Raw genomic sequence first — 20012 nt, forward strand, 5'->3', positions numbered from 1 at the left:
AGTACGTCGCGCCCGTAACGGGGCGTTCGAAGCGTCCCCCCGCATGACAAGCCGCGCGCGATGCAGCCGGCCGCCCGACACGCCCCCGACGAACCGGTCGGCGGCTGCGTCGGTACGCGGCGCGTCACCGTCATCCGATGTCCCATCCTGCGCTTTCCCGATCGATCGGCACGCATGCTGCCCGATCGTCCGATTCGTCTGATGAATATCGTATCGACGTTCGTGCCCGGCGTCCGCTGGGCCGCCGCGGGTTCTTGCGCGAGGTCGCGCTTCGCGGCTGCATAACGCGTTTCGAGTGTTTCGACAGGGTCGAGTGGCGAGTTTTCCATCCAGAACAATGACGGTGAATAGAACAACAGCGGCGCCCGCACGGCGGCGGCGCGCGAAGGTCGGGCTTGGCGTCGGTCTCGGCATCACGCTTTTCGCGGCGCATGCCGTCGCGGCACAGGGCGACGCGCCGGCATCCGATGCTGATGCGGCCGGGGCCGCGACGCTCCCGACAATCACGGTCAGCGGCGAGCGCGGCGGCTCGTTTCGCGTGCGCGAGGCGTCGGTCGCGGGGCTCGACGACGTGCCGCTGCGCGACACGCCGGCCTCCGTCAACGTCGTCACGCGGGCGCTGATCGACGACCAGCAGGCGAAGCGCCTGAGCGACGTGGTGCGCAACGACGCGTCGGTCGTCAACGACTATGCGCCGGTCGGCTACTTCGAAGGCTTCGCGATCCGCGGCTTTCCGGTCGATCTCGCGAGCGCAATCCGGATCGACGGGCTGACGGTGTCCGGTGAGCAGAACGTGCCGCTCGAGAACAAGGAGCGTGTCGAGATCCTGAAGGGACTGGCCGGCATCGACAGCGGCGTGGTTGCGCCGGGCGGCGTGATCAACTTCGTGACGAAGCGCTCGGCGAACGTCGCGAGCGTGACGACCGGCGTCGACAGCCGCGGCTCGACGTCGGCGGCCGTCGATCTCGGCCGCCGCTTCGGCCCCGACAATCAGTTCGGCTTCCGGATCAATGCCGCGAAGGAGAACATGCATTCGTACATCGACGGCACCAACGGGCGACGCACGTTCGGCTCGATCGCCGCCGACTGGGACATCAGCCCGCGCGCGAGCCTGCAGCTGAACGCGGAATTCCAGCAGTGGATCCAGCGCTCCGCGCCCGGCTACCAGCTGCTCGGCGGCACCGTCGTGCCGTCCGTCAACACGACGTCGAAGGCGCTCGGCACGCAGCCGTGGGCGAAGCCGGTGACGACCGACGCGCTGAACCTGAACGCGCGCTTCGACTACCAGTTCAACGACGACTGGAAGGCCTACATCGCCGCGGGCCGCAGCCGCACGATGATCGACGACAACAGCGCGTTCGCGTACGGCTGCTCGTATGCGCCGAGCTGCGCGGCCGGCACGACGTCGCAGTTCTTCTTCGGCGCGAACGGCGACTACGACGTGTACGATTTCCGCAGCCCCGGCGAATACCGCCGCAACGACGACCTGCGCGCGGTGACGACGGGCAGGTTCGCGACAGGCCCGCTGCGCCACGAGCTGACGCTCGGCGTGAGCGTGCAGCGCCGCGTCGTGCACATGGCGAACGCCGTGTACGACTACGTGGGCAGCGAAAACATCTACGGGCCCGACATCGCGTTCGCGCCGTCGCCGAACACGGCCGGGCCGTCGTATCCGCAGCTCGACTCGTGGCAGTACGGCGTGTTCGGGCTCGACCGCATCAGCATCGGCGAGCACTGGCAGGTGCTCGCGGGCGGCAAGGAAGTGCTGTTGCGCCAGCGCAGCTGGAACAGCCTCGACGGCGACGCGACGCACACCGACCGCTCGGTGTTCTTGCCGCAGGTCGCGCTCGTCTACAAGCCGGTGAACGTGCTGTCGCTGTACGCGTCGTACAGCAAGGCGCTGTCGCTCGGCGACCAGGCGCCGGTGCGCACGACCAACGCGTATGCGTTCCTGCCGCCGGTCGAATCGCATCAGTTCGAACTCGGCGCGAAATACGACTGGCTCGACCGGCTGAGCCTCACGGCCGCCGTGTTCTCGATCAGCAAGCCGTTCCAGTTCGCCGACCCCGATGCGTCGGGCACGAGCTATACGTTCGTGCAGCGCGGCACGCAGCGCCACCAGGGGATCGAACTCGGTGCGGCCGGGCGCGTGACCGAGCGGCTCGGACTGACGGCCAGCGTCACGGCGATTCGCGCACGCGCGTACGATTCGGGTTCGCCGGCCTATGAAGGGCATCAGATCATCAACGTGCCGGCGCTGCGCGCATCGCTGTATGCGGACTACGCGGTGCCGGGCGTCGCCGGTCTGAACGTGCTCGGCGGCGTCGAGTACAGCGCCGCGCGCAATGCGAACGAGGAAGGCACCGCGCGCGTGCCGTCGTGGTTCGTGTTCAATCTCGGCGCGCGCTATACGACGAAGATCGCGGGCCATCGCACGGTGCTGCGCGTGTCGGTGGACAACCTGTTCAACAAGTTCTACTGGCGCGACGCGGGCGAGCAGCAGGGCGACGCGTACCTGTTCCCGGGCGCGCCGCGCACCGCCCGCGTATCGTTGACCTATGATTTCTGATCGCCCGGATCCGGCCGCGTGATGCGCGGCCCCGGCAGCCACCCAGGAGAGCACAGACGATGTCCCCACTCGAAATCGCCGGCGTGATCGTCAGCGCGCTCGCGATCTGGCTGACCGCGAAACGGCGCATGCTGTGCTGGCCGGTCGGGCTCGCGTCGGTCGCGCTGTACGGCTGGATCTTCTTCGACGCGAAGCTGTATTCCGACATGCTGCTGCAGGGCGCGTTCGCTGTGCTGCAGGTGTACGGCTGGCGCCGCTGGATCGCGCAGCGTACGCTGGAGGCGGGCGGCGGCGCGGCGCCGGCAGGCGATGTCGCGCCCGTCACCGGCATGCGGCCGCGGCAGATGCTGCCCGACCTGGTCGCTGCCGTCGTCGGCAGCGCGCTGCTCGGCGGGATGATGGCGCGCTGGACCGACGCGGCGCTGCCGTTCGTCGATGCGTCGCTGACCGCATTCAGCCTCGTCGCGCAATACTGGACCGCGCGGCGCTACATCGCGTCGTGGGGGTTGTGGATCGTCGTGAACGTCGTGTACGTCGGGATGTTCGTGTTCAAGGAACTGTATCTGACGGCCGGACTCTATGCGCTGTTCATCGCGCTCGCCGTCATCGGCTGGCGCGACTGGAGCCGCACGGCCGACGCGCTGCGCGCGACGGCGAGCCCGGCGGGCTGATTCACGGGCCGATTCAACTATGGAGCTGCGTCGTTCATGACATTCCCTCTCGAGCCGAACGCGCCTGCGTCGCGTGACGCCGCCGACGCGTGGGACGTCGCACCGCCGCAATTCGGCGTCGACGGCGAGCAGGCCGAACGCGACTGGCCGCTGATGACGCACGACGAAGTCGCGGGCGTGCTGGCGCGGATCGACGGCGTCGGCGTGCCGGCGCGGCTCACGTGGCACAGCCCGCGGCCGTTCTCGGCGGCCGTGCTGGTGCACACGACAGACGAGCGCACGCTGTTCGTCAAGCGTCATCACGTGAGCCTGCGTGATGTCGCCGGACTCGAGGAAGAGCATCGCTTCATCGCGCATCTGCGTGCACGCGATGTTCCGGTCGCCGATGTGCTCGCCGGTCGCGACGGCGGGACCGCGATCGCATCCGGCGACTGGACCTATGAAGTGCACGTGGTCGCGCCCGGCGTCGACGCGTATCGCGGCGTGATGTCGTGGCAGCCGTTCACGGATCCTTCGCATGCCTACGCGGCCGGCCGCGCGCTGGCCGAACTGCATCGCGCATCGGCCGGATACGATGCGCCGGCGCGGCCCGTGCGCACGCTGTTGTCGAGTTTTCGCGTACTGTCGTCCACCGATCTGGCGGGGGCGCTCGAACGCTGGGTCGATGCGCAGCCGCTGCTGGTGCGTGCGCTCGGCACGCGCGACTGGCGTGGCGATGTAGCGGATACGATCGGCCCGTATCACGCGCACCTCGTGCCGCTGCTGCCTGCGCTGCCGCCGCTGTGGACGCACGGCGACTGGCATGCGTCGAACCTGCTGTGGACCAACGCCGGCCCCGGCGCACAGGTGCGCACCGTGCTCGACTTCGGCCTGTCCGATCGCACGTGTGCGGTGATGGACGTCGCGCTGGCGATCGAGCGCAATACGATCGACTGGATGGCGCCGGCCGATGCGCGCCGCATCGAATACGCGCACATCGATGCGCTGCTCGACGGCTACGAATCGCTCGAACCGTTGAGCGACGACGCGTATGCGGCGCTGGTCGCGATGCTGCCGATCGTGCATACGGAGTTCGCGCTGTCGGAAGTCGCGTATTTCGGTTGCATCATCGAGGCCCCGGCGATCGTCGACGTCGCGTACGACGGCTACTTGCTGGGGCACGCACGCTGGTTCGGCGAACGCGACGGACGACAACTGCTCGACTGGCTGGTGCAACGCCGGCGCGCGAAGCGGGGCAGCGTGTAAAGCTGCGTGCCGGACGTCGTCGAGCCGGCAAAGCCATTTTCCTTCCGTGCGGCGATCGCACCGCACATTCACTGAAATCATCCGATCCACGAAGCGGACTCTGCTCGCTCAGGACGCCGCACGTCCGCACGCCGTCGCATCCAACATGACGGAAATGTCATCTTCGGCTCATGTTCGCACTGCACCCGATCCGTAGCATCGGTGCGAACCGTTATCGCAGAACCGAACATGCTCAAGCTCACCCTCGCCGTGGCCGTCGTCTTCGCGACGGCCGCGACGGCCCATGCGCAATCACTGCAGGTCGCGGCCCCGGCCTTGGCCTCGACGGCTTCCGCTGTTGCACCGCCGTCCGACGCCGCTTTTTCCCCATCGCTAACGCTGTCCGACGCGCTCGCGGCAGCGGCCCGCAACAACCCGGCGTTGCGCGGCGCGCGCGCGGACGTCGACGCATCGGCCGGCGCGCTGATGCAGGCCGGCGCGCGTCCCAATCCGGAAGTGTCGTTCCTGCAGGAAGGCTTCAGCCGTGCGGAGCGCACGTCGACTGCGCTGATCAACCAGACCATCGAACTTGGGGGCAAGCGCCGCGCGCGGCTCGATGTCGCGTCATACGGCCGCGAGGCCGCGAATGCGTCGCTCGACGAGCAGGGCGCCGCCGTGCGCGCCGATGTGATCGCGGCGTTCTACGGATTGCTTGCCGTGCAGCGGCAACTTCAGGTTACCGAAGAGTCGGCCGCGATCGCCGCGCGCTCGGCTGACCTCGCGGGCCGCCGCGCGCAGGCCGGCAAGGTGTCGCCGGTCGAGGCGACCAAGGCGCAGGTGGCGGCGGCCGGCGTCCAGATCGAGGTGGCGACCGCGCGCGGCCGTGTCGACGTCGCGCGCGAGAAGCTGAATGCGGTGATGGGTGAAGCGCGCGGCGACCGCCGCGTCGCGCTCGGCGATCTCGAAACGGTGCCTGCGGTCGAGCCGTTGTCCGCGCTGACCGCGCAGCTCGACGACGCGCCGCTCGCCCGCGTCGCGCGCGCGCAGATGCTGCGCTCGAACGCGGCCGTGTCGCTCGAACGCGCGCGGCGCATTCCCGACGTGACGGTCAGCGCGGGCATGAAGCGGGTGACGACGGGCGGCGTGCCCGACAACCAGGCGGTGGTCGGCGTGTCGATTCCGATTCCGCTGTTCGACACGAACCGGGGCGCGCTGCTCGAAGCGACGCACAAGGCCGAGCGCGCGAATGCCGATCTCGACCGCGAGCGCACGCGGCTGCGGCTCGAACTCACGCAGGCGTACGCGAATTTCGACGCGGCCGCGCAGGAAGCGCGGCGGCTGAAGAGCGACATCCTGCCCGGCGCGCGGCTCGCGCTCGATGCGATGTCGCGCGGCTACGAGCTCGGCAAGTTCAGCTTCCTCGACGTGCTCGACGCGCAGCGCACGCTGTTCCAGGGGCAATCGCAATACGTGCGGGCGCTCGCCGACGCGCATGCGGCCCGCGCCGACATCGGCCGGCTCGTCGGCACGCCGCTCGCGGCCGTCGCGCAATAGCCGCGCTTCTTACCTGAAGGATCATCATGTCACGCAGCAGAATCTTCATCATTGCGGCGGCCGTGCTCGGCGGCGTCGGGATCGTGCTCGGCGCGCTCGCCGTCACGCGAGGCGGCGCGTCCGTGCCCGCGGGAACCGAAGCCGCGCAGGCGGCCGACGGCGTCGGCACCGGCTCGCACGGCGGCGTCGTGCTCACGCGCGGCACATTGTCCGTCGAGATCGTGATGACGGAAAAGCCCGGCGACGCGCGGCTCGTCGTCTATCCGTTCGTCGACGGCAAGCCTGCGACCAAGGGCGTTGCCGTGTCCGGCACGCTGGTGCGGTACGACCGCTCGCACGAACCGATGCGATTCGACGCGGCGGGCCAGAAGTTCGTGTCGGCGCAATCGATCGCGAAGCCGCACGTATTCGACGCGACGATCGACGTCAAGGCGGGCAACGAGGCCGCGTCGTTTCCGTTCGCCCGTGCGGACGGCGCGATCGCGCTCACCGATGAGCAGTTGAAGACGTCGAAGATCGTGCTCGCGAAGGCCGGCCCCGCGCAGATCGCCACGCCGTTCCAGCTGCCGGGCGAGATCAAATTCAACGAGGATCGCACCGCGCACGTCGTGCCGCGCGTGGCCGGCATCGTCGAACAGGTGTCGGTGTCGCTCGGACAGAACATCGCGAAGGGGCAGGTGCTGGCCGTGATCGCGAGCACCGATCTCGCGGACCGTCGCAGCGAACTGCTGACCGCCGAACGCCGGTTGTCGGGCGCGCGCGCGACCTATGAACGCGAACGCACGCTGTGGCAGGAGCGCATCTCTGCGGAACAGGACTACCAGCAGGCGCAGGTTCAGTTGCGCGAGGCCGAGATCGCCGTGCAGAATGCGCGGCAGAAACTGGCCGCGCTGAACGCGCCGGCCGGCGCGGGCGCGCTGAACCGCTACGAGTTGCGCGCGCCGTTCGCGGGCACGATCGTCGAGAAGCATGCGACGCCCGGCGAAGCGATCGCCGCAGACGCGAGCATGTTCGTGATCTCCGACCTGTCGACGGTGTGGGCCGAGATGGCCGTGCCCGCACAGCGGCTGAACGACGTGCGCGTCGGCCGCGACGCGACGGTCAGCGCGACCGCGTTCGAATCGCGCTCGAGCGGCCCGATCGCTTACGTCGGCTCGCTGCTCGGCGAACAGACGCGCACCGCGCCCGCGCGCGTCGTGCTGCCGAATCCGGACGGCGTGTGGCGGCCGGGGATGTTCGTGAACGTGTCGGTCGACGCGGGCAAGCAGGCCGTGCCGCTCGCCGTCACGAGCGACGCGCTGCAGGACGTCGACGGCGTGCCGTCGGTATTCGTGCGCTCGCCGAAGGGCTTCGTCGCACAGGCCGTCGAGACGGGGCGGCGCGACGACCGTGCGACCGAAGTGCTGAAGGGGCTCAAGCCGGGCCAGGAATATGTGGCCGCGAACAGCTTCGTGCTGAAGGCCGAGCTCGGCAAGGGGAGCGCGGAACATGAATGAGCGTCACGTATCGAAGGCCCACGCAGTGGACGTTCCCCGCTTCGAGGAATCCCGCCATGTTTGAGCGCCTGATCCGCTTTGCGATCGCGCACCGCTGGCTCGTGATGCTGGCGATCGCGGCAGTGGCCGCGCTGGGTGTGTTCAGCTACCAGAAGCTGCCGATCGACGCGGTGCCCGACATCACGAACGTGCAGGTCCAGATCAACACGGCCGCGCCCGGTTACTCGCCGCTGGAGGCCGAGCAGCGCATCACGTATCCGGTCGAGACCGTGATGGCCGGCCTGCCAGGCCTGGAGCAGACGCGTTCGATTTCGCGCTACGGTCTGTCGCAGGTCACTGTGATCTTCAAGGACGGGACCGACATCTACTTTGCGCGGCAGCTCGTCAACGAGCGCATCCAGGAAGCGAAGGACAAGCTGCCCGCCGGCATCGCGCCCGCGATGGGGCCGACGTCGACCGGCCTCGGCGAGATCTACCTGTGGACCGTCGAGGCCGACGCGGCTGCGCGCAAGCCCGACGGCACGCGCTACACGGCGGCCGACCTGCGCGAGCTGCAGGACTGGGTCGTCCGGCCGCAACTGCGAAACGTGCGCGGCGTGACCGAGGTGAATTCGATCGGCGGCTACGTGAAGGAATACCGCGTCGCGCCGAACCCGGCGAAGCTGATGTCGTACGGGCTGACGCTCGCCGACGTCGTGCGCGCGCTCGAACGCAACAACGACAACGTCGGCGCGGGCTACATCGAGAAGCGCGGCGAGCAGTACCTGGTGCGCGTGCCGGGCCAGGCGCGCACCGTCGACGACATCGCGAACATCGTGCTGACCAACGTCGGCGGCGTGCCGGTGCGGATGAAGGAGGTCGGCCAGGTCGACATCGGCCGCGAGTTGCGCACCGGCGCCGCGACGTCGAACGGCGAGGAGGTCGTGCTCGGCACGGTGTTCATGCTGATGGGCGAGAACAGCCGCTCGGTCGCGAAAGCCGTCGCCGCGAAGATGGCGGACGTGAACCGCACGCTGCCGGCCGGCGTGAAGGCGATTCCCGTCTACGACCGCACCGTGCTCGTCGAGAAGGCCGTCGCGACGGTGAAGAAAAACCTGCTCGAGGGCGCGATCCTCGTGATCGCGGTGCTGTTCCTGTTTCTCGGCAACATCCGCGCGGCGCTGATCACCGCGCTCGTGATCCCGCTGTCGATGCTGATGACGTTCACCGGGATGGTCAACGCGAAGGTCAGCGCGAACCTGATGAGCCTCGGCGCGCTCGACTTCGGGATCATCGTCGACGGCGCGGTCGTGATCGTCGAGAACTGCGTGCGACGGCTTGCGCATGCACAGGCCGTCGCAGGCCGGCCGCTGACGCGCGACGAGCGCTTCGCGGAAGTATTCGGCGCGTCGCAGGAGGCGCGCCGCGCGCTGATCTTCGGGCAACTGATCATCATGGTCGTGTACCTGCCGATCTTCGCGCTCACCGGCGTCGAAGGGAAGATGTTCCATCCGATGGCCGTCACCGTGGTGATGGCGCTCGCGGCGGCGATGGTGCTGACCGTCACGTTCATTCCGGCAGCGGTCGCGCTGTTCATCGGCGAGCGCGTCGAGGAAAAGGAAAACCGGCTGATGGGCTGGGCGCGGCGTGCATACGAACCCGTGCTCGCCGCGTTCATGTCGCGCCCCGCGCGCGTGATGCTCGGCGCTGGCGCGATCGTGCTGGTCACGCTCGGGCTCGCGACGCGGCTCGGCAGCGAGTTCATCCCGAGCCTGAACGAGGGCGATCTCGCGGTCGCCGCGCTGCGCATTCCCGGCACGAGCCTGTCGCAATCGGTCGAGATGCAGAAGGCGATCGAGAAGACGCTGAAGGCGCGCTTCCCGGAAATCGAGCGCGTGTTCGCGCGCACCGGCACGGCTGAGATCGCGGCCGATCCGATGCCACCGAACCTGTCGGACGGCTACATCATGCTGAAGTCGCCCGACAAGTGGCCCGATCCGAACAAGCCGCGCGATCAGCTCGTGCGCGAGATCGAGGCGGCGCTCGCGGAACTGCCGGGCAACGCGTACGAGTTCTCGCAGCCGATCCAGCTGCGCTTCAACGAGCTGATCTCGGGCGTGCGCAGCGACGTCGCGGTGAAGATCTTCGGCGACGACATGACCGTGCTGAACCAGACCGGCGAGCAGATCGCGGCCGCGTTGCAGAAGGTGCCGGGCGCATCCGAAGTGAAGGTCGAGCAGACCACCGGCCTGCCCGTGCTGACCGTCAACCTCGACCGCGACAAGCTCGCGCGGTACGGCGTGACGGTCGCCGACCTGCAGGATACGGTGGCCGCGGCCGTCGGCGGGCAGAAGGCGGGGACGCTGTTCCAGGGCGATCGCCGCTTCGACATTGTCGTGCGGCTGCCGGACGAACTGCGCTCCGACATCGAGGCGATCAAGCGTCTGCCGATCGCGCTGCCGGCGCCGGCCGCGGGTGCCAGCGCGCCGCTCGCGCAGGCGCCGTACGTGCCGCTCGCGGAACTCGCGACGATCGAGGTCGCGCCCGGCCCGAACCAGATCAGCCGCGAGGACGGCAAGCGGCGCGTCGTCGTCAGCGCGAACGTGCGCGGCCGCGACGTCGGCTCGTTCGTCGCCGATGCGCGCGAGCAATTGCAGCAGGATGTGCGCGTGCCGGCCGGCTACTGGGTGTCGTGGGGCGGCCAGTTCGAGCAGTTGCAGAGCGCGAGCGAGCGGCTGAAGCTCGTCGTGCCGCTCGCGCTGTTCATGGTGTTCGTGCTGCTGTTCGTGATGTTCAACAACGTGAAGGACGGGCTGCTGGTCTTCACCGGCATTCCGTTCGCGCTGAGCGGCGGCGTGGTGTCGCTGTGGTTGCGCGGGATTCCGCTGTCGATCACCGCGGCGGTCGGCTTCATCGCGCTGTCCGGCGTCGCGGTGCTCAACGGTCTCGTGATGATCTCGTTCATCCGCAACCTGCGCGACGACGGGATGCCGCTCGACGCGGCCGTGCGTGAAGGCGCGCTCACGCGGCTGCGGCCCGTGCTGATGACCGCGCTCGTCGCGTCGCTGGGCTTCCTGCCGATGGCATTCGCGACCGGCACCGGCGCCGAGGTGCAGCGCCCGCTCGCGACGGTCGTGATCGGCGGTATCCTGTCGTCCACGGCGCTGACGCTGCTGGTGCTGCCGGTGCTGTACCGCGTGAGCCACGCGGTGTCGTGGCGCGCGGTATTGCGCGGCGGGTTCGGCGCGGGCGTGCTGCGCCGGCTGGGTTTCTTCAAGGGTAATGCGTGATGCGAATTCTGATTGTCGAGGATGAACCGAAAACCGGCGCCTATCTGCGCAAGGGCCTGACCGAAGCCGGCTATGTCGTCGACTGGGTGGAGGACGGCATCACGGGCCAGCACCAGGCCGAGACCGAAGAGTACGATCTGCTCGTGCTCGACGTGATGCTGCCGGGGCAGGACGGCTGGACGTTGCTGCAGAACCTGCGTCGCAGCAAGTCGACGCCCGTGCTGTTCCTCACCGCGCGCGACGACGTCGGCGATCGCGTGAAGGGCCTCGAACTCGGCGCCGATGATTACCTGGCCAAGCCGTTCGACTTCGTCGAACTCACCGCGCGCATCAAGTCGATTTTGCGGCGCGGCCAGCCGCGCGATTCGAACACGCTGCGCGTGGCCGATCTCGAACTCGACCTGACGCGCCGCAAGGCCACGCGGCAGCGCGACACGATCCTGCTGACCGCGAAGGAATTCGCGTTGCTGTGGCTGCTGATGCGTCGCGAAGGCGAGATCCTGCCGCGCGCGACGATCGCGTCGCAGGTGTGGGACATGAACTTCAACAGCGATACGAACGTCGTGGATTCCGCGATCCGGCGACTGCGCTCGAAGATCGACGACGCCTACGAACCGAAGCTGATCCACACCGTGCGCGGGATGGGCTACGTGCTCGAAGTGCGCGACGGCGCGGCCAAATGATCGCGCGCCTGCTGCCGCGCACGCTGCGCGGACGCCTGACCGCGCTGATCATCCTGTCGACGTCGGTGATCCTCGCCTCGAGCGGCGTCGCGCTGTACGAGGCGTTGAGCAATCGCATCGAGACGACGGCGGCCGAGCAGATGGCCGGCATTTCGACCGCGCTGGGCACGCACCTGGCGGAAGCGCGTTCGACGGCCGACGTCGCGCGCAACCCCGATATCTGGATCGACCAGTTGCATGGGCATCCGAACATGGACCTGGCGATCTACGATGCGGCCGGCACGCGCATCGTCGGCACGCCGGGATTCCGGACCTACGCGCCGCTGCTGTCGACGGACGCGGGCCGTATTCCGGTATTCGTCGCGCCGCCCGGCGTACGGCACCAGTATCTGGTGATGACCGTGCCGCTCGCCGGCGCGGGCGCGCCCGTCGTGCGCGTCGCGGTGCAGTACGATCGCAGCGCCGACGTGCTGCTGCTGCGCACGCATGCCTATACGATCGTCGTGATCGAGGTGTTCGGCGTCGTGCTGGCGACCGCGATCGCATACGGCATCGCGGCGCTCGGGCTGAGCCCGCTGCGGCGCTTCGCGGCGCGGGCCGAGCAGATGTCGACGAGCCGCCTGGCCCATCCGCTGCCGGAACTCGAAACGTCAGGCGAACTGAAGGAACTGGAGCATGCGTTCAACGGGATGCTCGCGCGCCTGAACGAATCGTTTACGCGGTTGAGCCAGTTCTCGTCGAATCTCGCGCACGACATGCGCACGCCGCTCACGAACCTGCAGGCGGCCGCGCAGGTCGTGCTGTCGCAGCCGCGCGGCGCGGACGAATATCGCAGCGTGATCGAGTCGAGCATCGACGAGTATCAGCGGCTGTCGAGGATGATCGAGGACATGCTGTTCCTCGCGCGCTCGGAGCAGGCCGGCACGTCGATCGACGTGCGGCGGCTCGATGCGGCCGAGGAGGCTTCGCGAGTCGCCGGCTACTACGAGCCGCTCGCGGAGGACGCGGGTGTGTCGGTGAAGGTCGACGGCTACGCATGGGTCGACGCGGATCTCACGCTGTATCAGCGCGCGTTGAGCAACCTGCTGTCCAATGCGCTGGCGTATGCGCCGCGCGGCAGTGTCGTGACGATCGATTGTTCGGAACAGGCTGGCGCGACGACGATCGCCGTATCGGATACGGGGCCGGGCATCGATGCGCAGCACGTCGCGCGGATTTTCGAGCGCTTCTATCGCGTCGATCCGTCGCGGCACAATTCGGCGTCGGGGACGGGCCTCGGCCTCGCGATCGTCCGGTCGATCATGGACAACCATGGCGGCGAATGCGGCGTCGACAGCGTTCCCGGCCGGCGCACGACATTCTGGCTGCGCTTTCCGCAGCGGCCGCCGGGTGCGCCGAAGACGATGCCGGCGGCCCATGCTTGAGATCGCACGCCGGCACGGCCGCGCGTTCGCCGCGATACGGCGGCGCGCGGCACGCTGCCCGCGATCGCGCGGCAGCGCCCGCGCCTGACCGGCATCAGCGGGTCGCGAGGCTGTCGTGATTGTCGGGCTGCGGCGCCTTCTCGCCGGCATGCACCGAAATCCCGTGAAGCTCCTTGTTGCGCGCGACGATCTCGCCGGTCGGCGGGTACTGGGTCTTGCTCGTCGGCACCACGCCGTCGTGCTGCGCCTGCTTCAGTTCGTTGATGACTTCCGCGCGGGTCTTGCCCTGCATTTGTGTTTGCGTTTGCGCGAATGCGGCTTGCGTGGCGATGCCGAGCGACAGGGTCGCGGTGGCGAACAGGGCAGCGAGTTTTACCGTTTTCATGGAGCTCTCCTTGATGAGGCCGCCGGGTGGCGATCCATGGAGCCAGTATGCGAAAGCAGTCGAGCGTGACCGTGATCGGCAGATGAAAAATCCGTCAGATTGCGCGGCGGCGTATCCAACGTGCGGGCCCTGGCCGACATGACGTAATCGTCATGTTCGGGTCATGCGTGCGATGAACGGAAAGCGGAGCATGTCGCTTGCCGACGGCCGATGGTGTCGTCGGAATGCGCGCCGTTCGCCGCACCGGCATGGAAGGCGGCCGGCTTCGTTTTGACTTTCATTCCGGACCAAACAGTGGATCGTCCCGCCATTCGCCTGTCGTTGCTAGCGTTTCTGATTGCCCCGTTGGTCGCCGGTTGCGCTTCGTCCCGTCACGATGCAGGAACGGTCGGATCGTCCGCACCGAAGGCCGCGCGCAATGCGGTGCCCGCCGGCCTGACGCCCGGCGAGCAGATCGACTATGCGGGACATCGCTGCGGCAATCCGAACTTCCACGTGAAGACGCACCCGTGCCTGTTCCCGAAGCGCAACGTCACGCCTTGATCCGTCATACTGACGAAAAAAAAGCCCGGCACTCACAGTGTCCGGGCCGAACGCGTGATCGTGCCGTGCGACAGCGATCCGCTTGCGTGGATTGCAACGGGCATCGCCCGTCACGCATTCGATGGTAGCGACACGATGCATCGCGAACCTGATCGGAAGATGAAATTTTCGTCATGCGCGTGCTCGCGCGTTGCCGCTGCCCCGATCAGAAGCGATGGCGCAGCCCGAGATTGACGATCCCTTGCGTGCGCGTGCCGCCGTAGCCGTAGGATCCGATCGACGCCTGCGCCGTCTGCGTGCCGCCGTCGAGCGTGCGTTGCTCGCCGTTCGCGCGTTGCCACGCGCCGACCGCATAGAGATCGGTGCGTTTCGACAGCACGTAGTCCGCGCCGGCTGACACCTGATGGTAGGTCGCGCGCGTATCGCCGTGGGCTTTCGTGTAGCTGTAGCCGACGCCGACGAGCAGGCTCGCGCTCGCCTGATAGTTGAAGAAGCCGCGCACGGTATCGTATTTCTGCGTGTTGCGAAACGCCGACATCGCATCGGCCTTGTACTGCGCGTTGCTGTAGTCGATGCCGACCGCGAAGGGCGCGAAGCTGTAGCGCAACGCGCCGCGTGCAATGCCGATCGACTTCGCGGAGATGTAGCCGCCGTTGACCAGCGATCCGTCGAACGTGCCGTCGGAGGTGCCGTTCCAGCCGGTCCGGATACCGTCGGCAAGCGGCGACTTGTTGGCAGCGTAGTAATAGCCGCCCGCGACATCGATCGGGCCGTTGCTGTACGAAAGTCCGGCCGACCAGGTTTGTCCCGCGCTCGTCTTGCCGGCCACGCCGCCGAGCGCAACCATACCGACGAACTGGAACCCGGCGATCACGGGGGACGTGTACTTCACCGCGTTGTCGGTTCGCGACGACGTGTCGTAGTTGTCGACGTCGCCGGGCGTCGCATACACGCTGCCGAAGTAGAAATCGCCGGTAATCGGCCATGCGACATCGGCAAGCGCGTCGTACTGGCGGCCGATCGTCAGCGTGCCCCAGCGCAAGCTGTCGAGACCGACGAACGCTTGCCGGCCGAACATTCGGTTGCCTTGCCCGAGCGCGCCGGTATTCGGATTGAAGCCGTTCTCCAGCGTGAAGATCGCCTTCAGCCCGCCGCCGAGGTCTTCCGCGCCTTTCACGCCGAAGCGGTTCCCGAGCAGGTTGCCGTTGCCCAGGCCGACGAGATTCTTGCCGTCTGCATTGGCGTTCCATACATACGTCAGCGACGTATCGAACAGGCCGTAGAGGCTGACTTCCGACGCGTGAACCGCGTGGGCGGTCGTGAGCAGCGCACCGGACAGCATGACGAGCCGAGCTGGAGTGTTCATGTTGGGTCCCTGAGGTTCGAGTTGATCGTTTCGTGCGTCCGTCGATCGTGTCGCCGCGCGTTCCGCTTGCGGGCGACGAATATGGCGAACGTGCAAGCGATTCTGGGAACCGTTCGAATCGCGACGGTGAGGGACAAATGAGAAAAATGTCATCCGCGCGTCATGTGAGTCGCAGCATCTCGTCGATTTGCTTCGCACTGCGATTCAGGGCGGGGCGTGCGATGACGAAATCGTCATCCCGTGTTCATGATCGCGCACCGCCGCCGGATCAATCTTGGAACTCACGTTACCCATTCCGGACAAGGAGCGAAGCTCATGAACATTCGACGACCCCTGATTTCGATCGCCGTTGCCGCGCTGTCGATCGCCGCTTTCTCGCAGTCGGCCACCGCGCAGTCCAAGACTCGGCAGGAAGTGCGCCAGGAGCTGCTGCGCGCCCGTCACGACGGCGTGATCCCGAGTCCGAAGCACGACTATCCGCCGAGCCCGGCCACCATCGCCCGCAATCAGGAAATCCATCGCGCGACGGTGCATCGCGGCGAATCCGCGCCGGTCATCGATGCGCATGACAACGGCCTGGCAGTGCGTTGATTTTTTTTCGAGGAGGAACGGACGATGCGCAACATGATGAAAGCGATCGCACTGACTGCGTGCCTGACGGCGACAGCCGCGACGGCGGCCGGCTGGCCGGAGCGCGCGCTGTCGCATGCGCCGGAACACGACGTCGGCCGCCGCGCGAGCGAACGGATGCGCTGCGAATTCGCGGCCGTGCCGGCGGGGGCGTGGAGCGCGACGTTCACGCGCGGGCAATGCGAAGTCGGGAACGGGCGGCTCACGTTCCTGCCCGCCGAGGCGGGCGCCGTGCCGGCGCCGCTCGCCGAGCAGCAGATCATGCTTCGCGAGGTGCGTACCGCGTCGCATCAGTCGCGCAAATTGAAGGAGCAACTGCAACTGACCACGCGCGACGAAATGATCGCGCTGAACGTGCTGACCGACGACGGCAGCCGCAAGTCGCGCGAACACGCGATCGACCTGTGGGCCGCATTGCGCAACGAAGGCGTGACGCCTGTCAACGGCACACGCATCGTCGAGACGTATCCGACCGCCGCGACGACGTGGTGATGCTCGCGTTTCAGCCGGCCTTCACCGAACCTTCGATCAGGAAGAACACGATGAAGCCGATGAAGAACGCGGCGGTTGCAAATGGCGTCTCCGGCACTTCGTGCGCCTCGACCAGCAGTTCCTCGGTGACGAGGTAGAGCAGCGCGACCGTGCCGAGCCCGAGCAGCGCTGCGTAGAGATTCGCCGGCAGCCCCGCGAACACCGCATTGCCGACGACGGCCGCGATGCTCAGCAACGCGGCCAGCGCAACGGGCACGACGATCGCGAGCAGGCGGCCGACACCTGCCGAAGCCAGCGCCGCACTGACCGACAGCGCGAGGAACAGCACCTCGAGCGTCAGCGCGACGGTCAGGATGATGCCGCTTTCGTCGCTCGCGGAGAACGCGATGCCGAGGACGAGACCGTCGACGACGAGATCGATCGCGGTGACGATGATCATGCTGACCGGCAGCCGCGCGTCCTCGAAGCGCGTTTCGACCGCGCCGGACAGCGCGCGGATCGCGAGCATCAGCGCGAGGCCGAGCACGAAGCCGACGACGACCGGAAACAGCGCGTGCGCGCGATCCTGCGGCAGCAGTTCGAGCGCGGCCGCCGCGAACACGATGCCGCCGGTGAAATGCTGGATGACGCTCGACGTTTTCGGGCCCGGTGCGCGCCATGCGGCGGCGAGGGCGCCGAAGCAAGCCGCCAGCAGCGGCGGTAACGTGAGCAGCGCGAGCTTCGCGGTCGGTGTCATGTGGGCCTCGGCGGTGGAGCATCAACCGGGGATTGAACACCTTGAAGCCGCTTCAAGGTCAAGACATTCGAAGCGGGCGTGTCGGCACGCCCGCTTCGGGTCACAGCTGCGCGAGCGCCTGGTCGAGATCGGCGAGCAGGTCGTCGATGTGCTCGATGCCGATCGACAGCCGCACCGTTTCCTCCTTCACGCCGGCCTTCGCGAGTTCGGCCGGCGACAGTTGGCGGTGCGTCGTCGAGGCCGGATGCGTCGCGAGCGATTTGGTGTCGCCGATGTTGACGAGCCGCGTGAACAGCTTCAGCGCGTCCTGGAACTTCGCGCCGCCGTCGCGGCCGCCCTTCACGCCGAACGTCAGGATGCCGGGCGCGCGGCCCGACAGGTAGCGCGCGACGAGCGGATGATCCGGGTGATCGGGCAGCCCTGCGTAGTTCACCCACTCGACGTGTTCGTGGCGCGCGAGATGCTGCGCGATTTTCAGCGCGTTGTCGCTGATGCGCTCGACGCGCAGCGCGAGCGTCTCGATGCCCTGCAGGATCTGGAACGCGTTGAACGGCGAGATCGCCGCGCCCATGTTGCGCAGCGGCACGACCCGCGCGCGCCCGATATAGGCGGCCGGCCCGAATGCTTCGGTGTACACGACGCCGTGATAGCTGACGTCGGGCTCGTTGAGCCGCTTGAAGCGGTCCGCGTGCTGCGCCCACGGGAACTTGCCCGAATCGACGATCGCGCCGCCGAGGCTCGTGCCGTGGCCGCCGAGATACTTCGTCAGCGAGTGCACGACGATATCCGCGCCGTGTTCGAACGGGCGAAGCAGATACGGCGACGGCACCGTGTTGTCGACGATCAGCGGGATCCCGTGACGATGCGCGACTTCCGCGAGCGCGGCGATGTCGGTCACGTTGCCGAGCGGATTGCCGACCGATTCCGCGAAGATCGCCTTCGTGCGTGCGTCGATCAGCGGCTCGAACGACGCCGGGTCGCGCGGATCGGCGAAGCGCGTCGTGATGCCGTATTGCGGCAGCGTATGCGCGAACAGGTTGTAGGTGCCGCCGTACAGCGAACTGGCGGACACGATGTTGTCGCCGGCTTCGGCGATCGTCTGGATCGCGTACGTGACGGCCGCCTGGCCCGACGCCAGCGCGAGCGCGCCGATGCCGCCCTCGAGCGCGGCGATCCGCTGCTCGAGCACGTCCGTCGTCGGGTTCATGATTCGCGTGTAGATGTTGCCCTGGACCTTCAGGTCGAACAGGTCCGCGCCGTGCTGCGTGTCGTCGAATGCGTACGCAACGGTCTGGTAGATCGGCACCGCGACCGCGCGCGTGGTCGGGTCGGGGCGATAGCCGCCGTGCACGGCGATGGTTTCGAGTCGCCAGTTCGAAGTGGCCTGATCGGTCATGGGTGCTCCGTCTGTTGTTGTCATGGTCGAGCGATTATAGGAGCAGGTGCGCTGCCGCCTTTAGAACGAATGGTTGGTTGCTTATGGGGCCGCCGCGCTTGCGGCGAGCGACGCGGCCGGGCTGCCCGCGATCAACGTCGCGCCGAACCAGGGCAAGCTGATGCAACTGCTGGCGACGATTCGCGGCGCACGGAGCATTCTCGAAGTCGGCACGCTCGGCGGCTGGGACGGGTTTTCGATCTCGATCGTCGGCGCGTGACGTGACGGCGATGCGTCAGCGCGATCGTCGGCGGGCCGCGCGATACGGTCGCGGCCATTGACTTTCATTGCGCGCGCCGCGCTATCCTTTCACGCAGACCACCTGACGCAGCGTGTGCACCACTTCGACGAGGCTGCGCTGCGCCGCCATCACCGCGTCGATGTCCTTATAGGCCATCGGGATCTCGTCGATGACACCCGCGTCCTTCCGGCATTCGACACCGCGCGTCGCGCTCAACTGGTCGTCGACCGTGAAGCGGCGCTTCGCCTCGGTTCGGCTCATCGAGCGTCCGGCGCCGTGGCTGCACGAACAGAAACTCTCCGGATTGCCGAGCCCGCGCACGATGAAGCTCTTCGCGCCCATCGAGCCCGGAATGATCCCGAGCTGCCCCTTCTGCGCGGACACCGCGCCCTTGCGGGTCACGAGCACGTCCTCGCCGAAGTGACGTTCGCGCTGCACGTAGTTGTGGTGGCAGTTCACCGCGTGCTCGTCGAGCGCGAACGGTTTCGCGATCACGCCGCGCGCCGCGCCGATCACCGCATCCATCATCGCCTGCCGGTTGCGGCGCGCGTAGTCCTGCGCCCAGCCGACCGCTTCGACGTAATCGTCGAAGTGGCGGCTGCCCTCGGTGAAATACGCCAGATTGCGATCCGGCAGGTTCGCGATGTGCTGCCGCATGTCGGCCTGCGCGAGCTCGATGAACAGGCTGCCGATCGCGTTGCCGACGCCGCGCGAGCCGCTGTGCAGCATGAACCACACGCTTCCGGCCTCGTCGATGCACACCTCGATGAAATGGTTGCCCGTGCCGAGCGTACCCAGATGCGCACGGTGATTCGTCTTCTCCAGCTTCGGATACTTGTCGACGATCCGCTGAAAGCCCGGCAGCAGCGACTTCCAAGACTCGGTCACGGCAGGCGGCATGCGATCGCCCCATGCTCCGGGATCGCGGCGCCCCGGCACGCGGCCGTGCGGCACCGCGCGTTCGATCGCGCCGCGCAGCCCGCCGAGCGAGTCCGGCAGGTCTGCTGCCGTGAGCGTCGTGCGCGCCGCCATCATCCCGCAGCCGATATCGACGCCGACCGCGGCCGGAATGATCGCGCCTTTCGTCGGAATCACGCTGCCGATCGTCGAGCCCTTGCCGAGGTGGACGTCCGGCATCACCGCGACGTGCCTGAAGATGAACGGCATCTGCGCGGTGTTGCGCAACTGCGCGCGCGCATCGTCCTCGACCGCGACGCCTTGCGTCCACATCTTCACCGGTTTGCCGTTCGACAATTCCATCACCTGGAATTCGTCGCTACTCATTTGCTTCACC

16 protein-coding genes and 1 pseudogene are annotated in these 20012 nt (G+C 67.6%); 12 read left to right on the forward strand and 5 right to left on the reverse strand.

Annotation, left to right across the window (positions count from 1 at the left end; translation table 11 throughout):
• Positions 1-337 precede the first annotated feature (337 nt).
• From HWX22_RS10140 to HWX22_RS10175, 8 genes are all read left to right on the forward strand, one after another.
• Entirely contained in the window at positions 338-2569 is a 2232-nt protein-coding gene (locus HWX22_RS10140; RefSeq protein ID WP_175915568.1) for a TonB-dependent siderophore receptor, read from the forward strand.
• Positions 2570-2628: 59 nt separating this feature from the next.
• The gene (gene pnuC / locus HWX22_RS10145) at positions 2629-3240 is read left to right on the forward strand and encodes a nicotinamide riboside transporter PnuC (RefSeq protein WP_175915569.1); all 612 of its coding nucleotides are present in this window, start codon (positions 2629-2631) and stop codon (positions 3238-3240) included.
• 36 nt (positions 3241-3276) lie between these two features.
• Positions 3277-4485, forward strand: a complete 1209-nt coding sequence (locus HWX22_RS10150; protein ID WP_175906686.1) for a phosphotransferase — start codon at positions 3277-3279, stop codon at positions 4483-4485.
• 228 nt (positions 4486-4713) lie between these two features.
• A complete protein-coding gene (locus HWX22_RS10155) occupies positions 4714-6018 on the forward strand; it encodes a TolC family protein (protein WP_175915570.1) in 1305 nt (434 codons plus the stop codon).
• A 26-nt stretch (positions 6019-6044) separates the two neighbouring features.
• The gene (locus HWX22_RS10160) at positions 6045-7514 is read left to right on the forward strand and encodes an efflux RND transporter periplasmic adaptor subunit (protein WP_175906682.1); all 1470 of its coding nucleotides are present in this window, start codon (positions 6045-6047) and stop codon (positions 7512-7514) included.
• Between the two features lie 56 nt (positions 7515-7570).
• Positions 7571-10783, forward strand: coding sequence for a CusA/CzcA family heavy metal efflux RND transporter (locus HWX22_RS10165; protein WP_175906680.1), 3213 nt, complete (start codon positions 7571-7573; stop codon positions 10781-10783).
• A complete protein-coding gene (gene irlR / locus HWX22_RS10170; protein WP_059466657.1) occupies positions 10783-11466 on the forward strand; it encodes a heavy metal response regulator transcription factor IrlR in 684 nt (227 codons plus the stop codon). Before HWX22_RS10165 ends, irlR begins: the two co-directional genes overlap by 1 nt.
• Entirely contained in the window at positions 11463-12890 is a 1428-nt protein-coding gene (locus HWX22_RS10175; protein WP_175906679.1) for a heavy metal sensor histidine kinase, read from the forward strand. The genes irlR and HWX22_RS10175 overlap by 4 nt, the downstream gene beginning before the upstream one ends.
• 94 nt (positions 12891-12984) lie before the next feature.
• Here the strand turns inward: HWX22_RS10175 and HWX22_RS10180 are convergent, their stop codons facing one another.
• Complete coding sequence (locus HWX22_RS10180; protein WP_175906678.1) at positions 12985-13275, reverse strand: DUF4148 domain-containing protein; 291 nt, start codon at positions 13273-13275, stop codon at positions 12985-12987.
• Positions 13276-13569: 294 nt separating this feature from the next.
• On the opposite strand from HWX22_RS10180, the gene HWX22_RS10185 reads away from it, so the two are divergent.
• Positions 13570-13818, forward strand: coding sequence for a hypothetical protein (locus tag HWX22_RS10185; RefSeq protein ID WP_244135208.1), 249 nt, complete (start codon positions 13570-13572; stop codon positions 13816-13818).
• A gap of 205 nt (positions 13819-14023) precedes the next feature.
• Here the strand turns inward: HWX22_RS10185 and HWX22_RS10190 are convergent, their stop codons facing one another.
• On the reverse strand, positions 14024-15184 hold the full coding sequence (locus HWX22_RS10190; protein ID WP_175906676.1) for a porin: 1161 nt from the start codon (positions 15182-15184) through the stop codon (positions 14024-14026).
• 315 nt (positions 15185-15499) lie between these two features.
• Here HWX22_RS10190 and HWX22_RS10195 point away from each other — a divergent pair, with 315 nt between their 5' ends.
• Both HWX22_RS10195 and HWX22_RS10200 read left to right on the forward strand, forming a co-directional pair.
• Positions 15500-15775, forward strand: a complete 276-nt coding sequence (locus HWX22_RS10195; protein ID WP_175906880.1) for a DUF4148 domain-containing protein — start codon at positions 15500-15502, stop codon at positions 15773-15775.
• Positions 15776-15808: 33 nt separating this feature from the next.
• Positions 15809-16306 (forward strand): hypothetical protein, encoded by a 498-nt coding sequence (locus HWX22_RS10200; protein ID WP_244135209.1) that lies wholly within the window; start codon positions 15809-15811, stop codon positions 16304-16306.
• 10 nt (positions 16307-16316) lie between these two features.
• Here HWX22_RS10200 and HWX22_RS10205 read toward each other — a convergent pair whose 3' ends face one another.
• The gene (locus HWX22_RS10205) at positions 16317-17042 is read right to left on the reverse strand and encodes a hypothetical protein (RefSeq protein ID WP_175906674.1); all 726 of its coding nucleotides are present in this window, start codon (positions 17040-17042) and stop codon (positions 16317-16319) included.
• A gap of 100 nt (positions 17043-17142) precedes the next feature.
• Complete coding sequence (locus tag HWX22_RS10210) at positions 17143-18438, reverse strand: aminotransferase class I/II-fold pyridoxal phosphate-dependent enzyme (protein WP_175906673.1); 1296 nt, start codon at positions 18436-18438, stop codon at positions 17143-17145.
• Between the two features lie 91 nt (positions 18439-18529).
• Between HWX22_RS10210 and HWX22_RS10215 the strand changes: the two are divergent.
• Positions 18530-18664 (forward strand): annotated as a pseudogene (locus HWX22_RS10215) (methyltransferase); the annotation flags it as partial.
• Positions 18665-18778: 114 nt separating this feature from the next.
• Here the strand turns inward: HWX22_RS10215 and HWX22_RS10220 are convergent.
• Positions 18779-20002: an RtcB family protein gene (locus tag HWX22_RS10220; protein WP_175906671.1), complete on the reverse strand. Its 1224-nt coding sequence runs from the start codon at positions 20000-20002 to the stop codon at positions 18779-18781.
• Between the last annotated feature and the right edge of the window lie 10 nt (positions 20003-20012).

Origin of the sequence: Burkholderia sp. BCC1638 (genome assembly GCF_902833195.1) — a bacterium.
Classification (GTDB): Bacteria; Pseudomonadota; Gammaproteobacteria; order Burkholderiales; family Burkholderiaceae; genus Burkholderia; species Burkholderia diffusa.

Coding starts and splice junctions, on each gene's coding strand:
- pnuC (WP_175915569.1), top strand. CDS start 2,629: ATGTCCCCACTCGAAATCGCCGGCGTGATCGTCAGCGCGCTCGCGATC.
- HWX22_RS10220 (WP_175906671.1), bottom strand. CDS start 20,002: ATGAGTAGCGACGAATTCCAGGTGATGGAATTGTCGAACGGCAAACCG.
- irlR (WP_059466657.1), top strand. CDS start 10,783: ATGCGAATTCTGATTGTCGAGGATGAACCGAAAACCGGCGCCTATCTG.
- HWX22_RS10165 (WP_175906680.1), top strand. CDS start 7,571: ATGTTTGAGCGCCTGATCCGCTTTGCGATCGCGCACCGCTGGCTCGTG.
- HWX22_RS10195 (WP_175906880.1), top strand. CDS start 15,500: ATGAACATTCGACGACCCCTGATTTCGATCGCCGTTGCCGCGCTGTCG.
- HWX22_RS10210 (WP_175906673.1), bottom strand. CDS start 18,438: ATGACCGATCAGGCCACTTCGAACTGGCGACTCGAAACCATCGCCGTG.
- HWX22_RS10150 (WP_175906686.1), top strand. CDS start 3,277: ATGACATTCCCTCTCGAGCCGAACGCGCCTGCGTCGCGTGACGCCGCC.
- HWX22_RS10140 (WP_175915568.1), top strand. CDS start 338: ATGACGGTGAATAGAACAACAGCGGCGCCCGCACGGCGGCGGCGCGCG.
- HWX22_RS10180 (WP_175906678.1), bottom strand. CDS start 13,275: ATGAAAACGGTAAAACTCGCTGCCCTGTTCGCCACCGCGACCCTGTCG.
- HWX22_RS10205 (WP_175906674.1), bottom strand. CDS start 17,042: ATGACACCGACCGCGAAGCTCGCGCTGCTCACGTTACCGCCGCTGCTG.
- HWX22_RS10155 (WP_175915570.1), top strand. CDS start 4,714: ATGCTCAAGCTCACCCTCGCCGTGGCCGTCGTCTTCGCGACGGCCGCG.
- HWX22_RS10160 (WP_175906682.1), top strand. CDS start 6,045: ATGTCACGCAGCAGAATCTTCATCATTGCGGCGGCCGTGCTCGGCGGC.
- HWX22_RS10190 (WP_175906676.1), bottom strand. CDS start 15,184: ATGAACACTCCAGCTCGGCTCGTCATGCTGTCCGGTGCGCTGCTCACG.
- HWX22_RS10200 (WP_244135209.1), top strand. CDS start 15,809: ATGATGAAAGCGATCGCACTGACTGCGTGCCTGACGGCGACAGCCGCG.
- HWX22_RS10175 (WP_175906679.1), top strand. CDS start 11,463: ATGATCGCGCGCCTGCTGCCGCGCACGCTGCGCGGACGCCTGACCGCG.